The organism is Massilia sp. CT11-108 (assembly GCF_047302915.1).
Taxonomy (GTDB): Bacteria; Pseudomonadota; Gammaproteobacteria; order Burkholderiales; family Burkholderiaceae_D; genus Telluria; species Telluria orientalis.
Genome location: NZ_JBKYMO010000401.1, coordinates 1 through 5,169 on the forward strand (window position 1 = coordinate 1; position 5,169 = coordinate 5,169).

Annotated in this window: 4 protein-coding genes; 1 reads left to right on the forward strand and 3 read right to left on the reverse strand. The window is 67.2% G+C overall.

Annotated elements, in window-relative coordinates:
• Positions 1-807: ThuA domain-containing protein (locus ACEN88_RS23940; RefSeq protein ID WP_413343678.1), on the forward strand; the 807-nt coding region annotated here is incomplete at its 5' end.
• Here ACEN88_RS23940 and ACEN88_RS23945 read toward each other — a convergent pair.
• From ACEN88_RS23945 to ACEN88_RS23955, 3 genes are all read right to left on the reverse strand, one after another.
• The gene (locus ACEN88_RS23945) at positions 764-3,265 is read right to left on the reverse strand and encodes a TonB-dependent receptor plug domain-containing protein (RefSeq protein WP_413343680.1); all 2,502 of its coding nucleotides are present in this window, start codon (positions 3,263-3,265) and stop codon (positions 764-766) included. The two genes, ACEN88_RS23940 and ACEN88_RS23945, sit on opposite strands and share 44 nt — an antisense overlap.
• 560 nt (positions 3,266-3,825) lie before the next feature.
• Positions 3,826-4,245 carry a hypothetical protein gene (locus ACEN88_RS23950; protein WP_413343682.1) on the reverse strand — a complete coding sequence of 140 codons (420 nt, stop codon included), beginning with the start codon at positions 4,243-4,245 and terminating at the stop codon, positions 3,826-3,828.
• A gap of 31 nt (positions 4,246-4,276) precedes the next feature.
• The coding region (locus tag ACEN88_RS23955; protein ID WP_413343684.1) for an SGNH/GDSL hydrolase family protein at positions 4,277-5,169 on the reverse strand (893 nt) is incomplete at its 5' end.

The following is a 5,169-nucleotide window of genomic DNA, read 5'->3' on the forward strand; positions in this document are numbered from 1 at the left end:
TCGCCCAAGCACGTGCTGGTGCTGGGCGGCGCGCGCGGCTGGCATCACGATTCGATCCCGGCCGGCATGGCCGCCGTCTACAACTGGGGCCGTGCGACGCATCTGTGGGACACCGAGATGCGCACGGAATTCAGCCTCGTCAACGGGCGCGGCGGCCAGCCGATGACGGCCGGCTTCCAGCCCGTGGGCCTGCGCGACTTCGATGCGATCGTCGTCGTCAGCGCGACCGGCGACTGGGGCCTGGACGCCGCGCAGAAAGCCGCGTTGCTCGACTTCGTGCGCGCGGGCGGGGGCCTGGTCGCGATCCACGGCGGCGTCGACGCGAATGCCGGCTGGAAGGATTATGTGGAGATGGTGGGCGGCGTGTTCGTTTCCCATCCATTCAACAACCACGCGTGGCCGCTGTTCCCGTTCCCGCTGCGGACCGAGAACCGCGATACCCCGATGACGTCGTTCCTGCCGGCCCGCTGGATCCGCCAGGACGAACTCTATGTCGTGAAGAATTTCTCGCGCGCCGACTCGGAAGTCCTGCTCAGCATGGACGGCGAGCGGCTGGACATGACGCGCATCCCGGAGCAACTGCCGCCCGACCGCGACGTCCCCGTCGCGTGGATCAGGCAGTACGGCCAGGGACGGGTGTTCGCGTCCACGATCGGCCACGCGAAGGAAGCCTTCGACGATCCCGATGTGGCGCGCATGTACACGGAGGCGATCCGCTGGGCGCTGCGCCTGTCCGGAGACGACGCGCGCCCGCGTCCCGCGCTTACAGGGCCACGTCCAGGCGGGCCGACCACGAACGGCCGTTGATGCCGAACGGGCAGGTCTCCCAGCAGTAGGTGAAGCCCAGTTGCGGGAACGGCGCGGCCTTGACCGGGTCCCACTTGGTCGGGAACGTGTTGAAGATGTTGTTCGAACCGACGGTCAGGCTGGTCGACTTCGAGAAGTTGTAGCGCACGGTGGCGTCCACGATCCACTTGCCGTCCCAGGTCTGCACGAACGGGGCGGTGAAGCCCTGGCCCTGCACTTCGCCATACCAGTTGGCGCGCACGTTGCCGTTCCACTGGCCGTGCGTCAGGTCGGCCGCGAGCACGTGGTGCTGGCGCGGCTGGCCCCGTTCGATCAGCGTCACCTGCGAATCGTCGAACAGCTGGGCGCCCGTCAGCACCGGCGAATCCGAATGGCGGCCCGTCACCGACGTGCGGTTGAAGTCCAGCTGCGCGGACAGCACGAGCGTCGTGGCCGGCCAGCGCGTCGTGTGCTCGGCGACGATGTCCAGGCCCTTCGTTTCGGTGTCGATCGCGTTCGTGAAGAACTGCGCCTGGCCGACCTTGAGCGGATCGAGGATCGCCTTGATCGGGCACGCGGCGGCCGTCGCGCACCCACCCGATTCCGGTGCGATGTTCGACGAGAACACGATGCGGTTGTCGATGTCGATGCGCCACAGGTCGGCGGTGACCGAGAAGTTCGAGGCCGGACGCAGGATGATGCCCACGCTGCCGTTCTTCGACGTTTCTTCCTTCAGGTTCGGGATGCCGAAGGCCTTGGTGACGGCGCTGCCTTCGCGCGCGGTCAGCGTCTCGGTCAGCACGCCGGCGCCGTTCAGGTTCGTCGACACGGAGCTGTAGAACTTCTGCTGCACGCTTGGTGCGCGGAAGCCGGTCGACAAGGTGCCGCGGAAGCCCACCTGGCGGCTCGGGTCATAGCGCAGCGACAGCTTGCCGGTCGTCGTGCTGCCGAAGTCTGAGTATTTTTCCCAGCGCGCGGCGGCGCCGACCAGCAGCTGCGGCGTGATGTTGTATTCGGCGTCGGCGTACAGCGCGATGTTGTGGCGTGCATCGTCGACGGCGGTAGCGGGCGTGTAGCCGGGGAAGCCCTGCGTGCCCGACGCGGCCGCGCCGCCCGTCTGGTCCTTGATCACGATGGCCGGATTGTTCGTGCGGCCGTACTGGTACGAGACCGGGTCGCCGGCGTCGATCGCATAGCCGTCGCGGCGCCATTCGAAGCCCGTCGCGAAGTTGATCGTCCTGCCCAGGACGTCCAGCGGGCCGCGCAGGTCGGCGTTGAAGGTCGTCTGCTTGAATTTCAGCTTGCCGGTATCGGCTTCCAGCGGCGATTCGGCGTAGATGCCGCCGCCCGGTTTCGGTTCGAACCAGTAGCTGACGTTGATCGTGCTCTTTTCGTGGAAATCCAGTTCGCTGCGGCCGTGGTTCAGGGAGACGTCGACCTTCCAGTCGTTCGCCAGGTCGCGGCGGTAGCCGACGGCCAGCGACGCATCCTTGACGGTGGTGCGGATGTTCGGCAGGAAGCCGTTCGGGTAGACGGCGGGCACGTTGCGGCCGTCGCCCGCGGAGCGGAAGAAACCGGCCGAATCGCCCGTGCGGTGCGACACGCCGCCGAACGTGTAGAACTCGCCCTGGCTCGACACCGGCACGGCCGAGTTCCACCAGAAGTACTTGTCTTTCGCGAGGCTGTCGCCGATGCGCTGCGTGACGCGCGGCGGGTCGACCCGGAGGGAGTCGACGCCTGCGCGGTTGGTTTCGCCGCGGTGGCGGGCCTCGGCCGTCAGGTTGATGTAGCCGCCGTCGCCGATCGTCCAGCCCTTGTTGACGCTGCCCTGGCGCAGCTCGCCGCCGCCCTCGGTCGTGCCGCCGACGGTGCCGGACAGCTGCGTTTCGTTGGTCTGGTTCTTCAACACGATGTTGATCACGCCGGCGATCGCGTCGGAACCGTACTGCGCGGCGGCGCCGTCGCGCAGCACCTCGATGCGCTGGATCGCCGACATCGGGATCGCGTTGATGTCCGTACCGGCCGAGCCGCGGCCGATGGTCTGCTGCACGTTGACGAGCGCCTGCTGGTGGCGGCGCTTGCCGTTCACGAGCACGAGCAGCTGGTCGGGGCCCAGCGAGCGCAGGGTGGCGGGGCGGATGATGTCCGTGCCGTCGCTGATGAACGTGGTCGAGAAGTTGAAGGACGGGTCGAGCGTCTGCAGCAGCTTGCCCAGTTCCACCGGACCGGCCATCGCCATGTCCTTGGCGCCGATCAGGCCGACCGGCGCGGCCGAGTCCAGCGCCGTGCGCGCGGTCGAGCGCGAGCCCAGCACCACGACGGACGCCATGCCGTTGTCGGCGGCCGGCTGTGCCTGCGCAGCAGTGGCGGGGGGAGGATCGGCGGGGGTCTCTTGAGACCAGGCGGGAGAGAAGGCCAGGAACAGCGAGGAAGCAAGCAGAGTGCGGGTAAAGACGGGTACGGCGCGGAGTTGGGTCATCCTTATTCTCTCGTCGATGGTTGTTGTTGTGAGAACGCCCAACCGCACCGGGTTGGATGCCGGCCAGGCGTGACGCAGTGTAACGAGCGCCCAGCCGTATTCACAATCGTCACCTGTCTATACTGTTGTGAAATTGATGCACGAAGGGCAATCTTGCTTGTTGTGATAGACGAAATACGGCTATTCTGGGGAGGATGCCCGCATTGCCGGCCACGCAAAGGCCGTTGGCGAGCATGAGAATTCCGAATATGCATATACGCGGAATGTCACAAAGTTGCTGATTTGTTAGTGCGAGACAGGTCCGGCGGCATGCCGGGCCAAGGTGGACGGTCAGGCCGATACGTCGATGGTGGAGTCCGGAGCTAGGGTGGGCGCGGTCGTTGCGGACGCGCTGCAGGTCAGCGACTCTGCGCCGCCGGCTTGCGTCCGGTGGGCGCGGCGATGATGCGCTTCCTGCGTTCCGCCGCTGGCTTCCCTGCGGTCGTCGCGCAGCTTCACGAGCGCCCTGGCGCTCGTGAGGTCACCGCTGTTACAAGCATTACGCGCAGTCCATGTAGCGGTCACACGTAGACATTGATCGTGTTGACGATGCCCTGCGCGACGGCGTCCTCGACCGCGACGCTCGTCAACGCGGGATTCGATTTCAGGATCGTGCCCCAGTCGCCCGGCACGGCGGCCGCCACGGATGTGCTGGATTCCGCGGACGTGTCCACGGATGCGGCGGGATCGGTCGACGCCGGCGCCGCCGTGCCCGCCTGCGCCATGCCGGCCTGCGCGACCGCGTTCAGCAGGCCAGCCGCGTCATACGTCTGGACGCCGCTGTCGCGGTTGCCGAGTGTCGCGACGATGCTTGCCTGTTCGGACAGGTTCGATAACGTCACGCGGGTCGCCGGATCCTGCGTCGCCGTCTCGGGCGGTTTCGTCGTCACGGACGTGTTTGGCGTCGAGGTGGTCGTCGATGAGATGGAAGAGATGGCCATGATATTCACCTGAATTGTTGCCACAGGCAAACTATACACCGAACCAGCCCAACGGTATCGCTTTCGCCACGGCTTCGTAGCCGAGATCGTTCGGATGCAGGTGATCCCCGCCGTCGTAGGCCGGCAGCAGCCGCGTGGGACGGCCCGGATCGCGCAGCACGGCATCGAAGTCCGCCACGGCATCCCAGGCGCCGGACGTCCGGATCCATGCGTTGGCGCGCTGGCGCACGGCATCGCGCGCCGTCGTGAAATACGGATGGCCTTCGTACGGCAGCAAGGTCGCGCCGATGACCTGCATGCCGCGCGTGCGCGCCCGCGCGATCAGTTGCAGCCAGCCCGCTTGCAGGGATTCCGCGGGGATGGGACTTGACGCAGAACTATAGACGATGTCGTTGATGCCGATGAGGACGAACAGCCAGCGCGCGCCGGCCGTGGCCAGCACGTCGCGGTCGAAGCGTTCCAGTGCGTCGCGGCCGGACAGGAGCGCCGTCGGATAGTCCGTCAGCAGCGAATTCGCGCTGATGCCCCGGTTGACGACGGCGATGGGCGGGCTGCCGGGCAGGGTTTCGGTGCGCAGGCGGCGCGCCAGGTAGTCGGTCCAGCGGCGGTTGGCGTTGCTCGTGCTGCGCACGCCATCCGTCAGCGAATCGCCCAGGGCCACGATGGCGGACGGCGTGCCGGCGGCACTCGTCACGTCGACTTCGGTCAGGAACGGCCACGAGGCCAGCGTGCGCTGTACGGGCAGGGTGTTCGCGCCCGCGTAATTGCCGGCGGCGGACACGTAGTTCGTCTGCAGCGCGAGGTCGTGGATCGACGCCGCCTGCGTGCTGCCCGGCAGCCAGAGGCTGACGGCCAGGTCGGCCAGCGCGGGCACGGCGAAGTCAACAGGGTCGGAGACCAGCGGGTCGCCCGGTGCGACGGTGG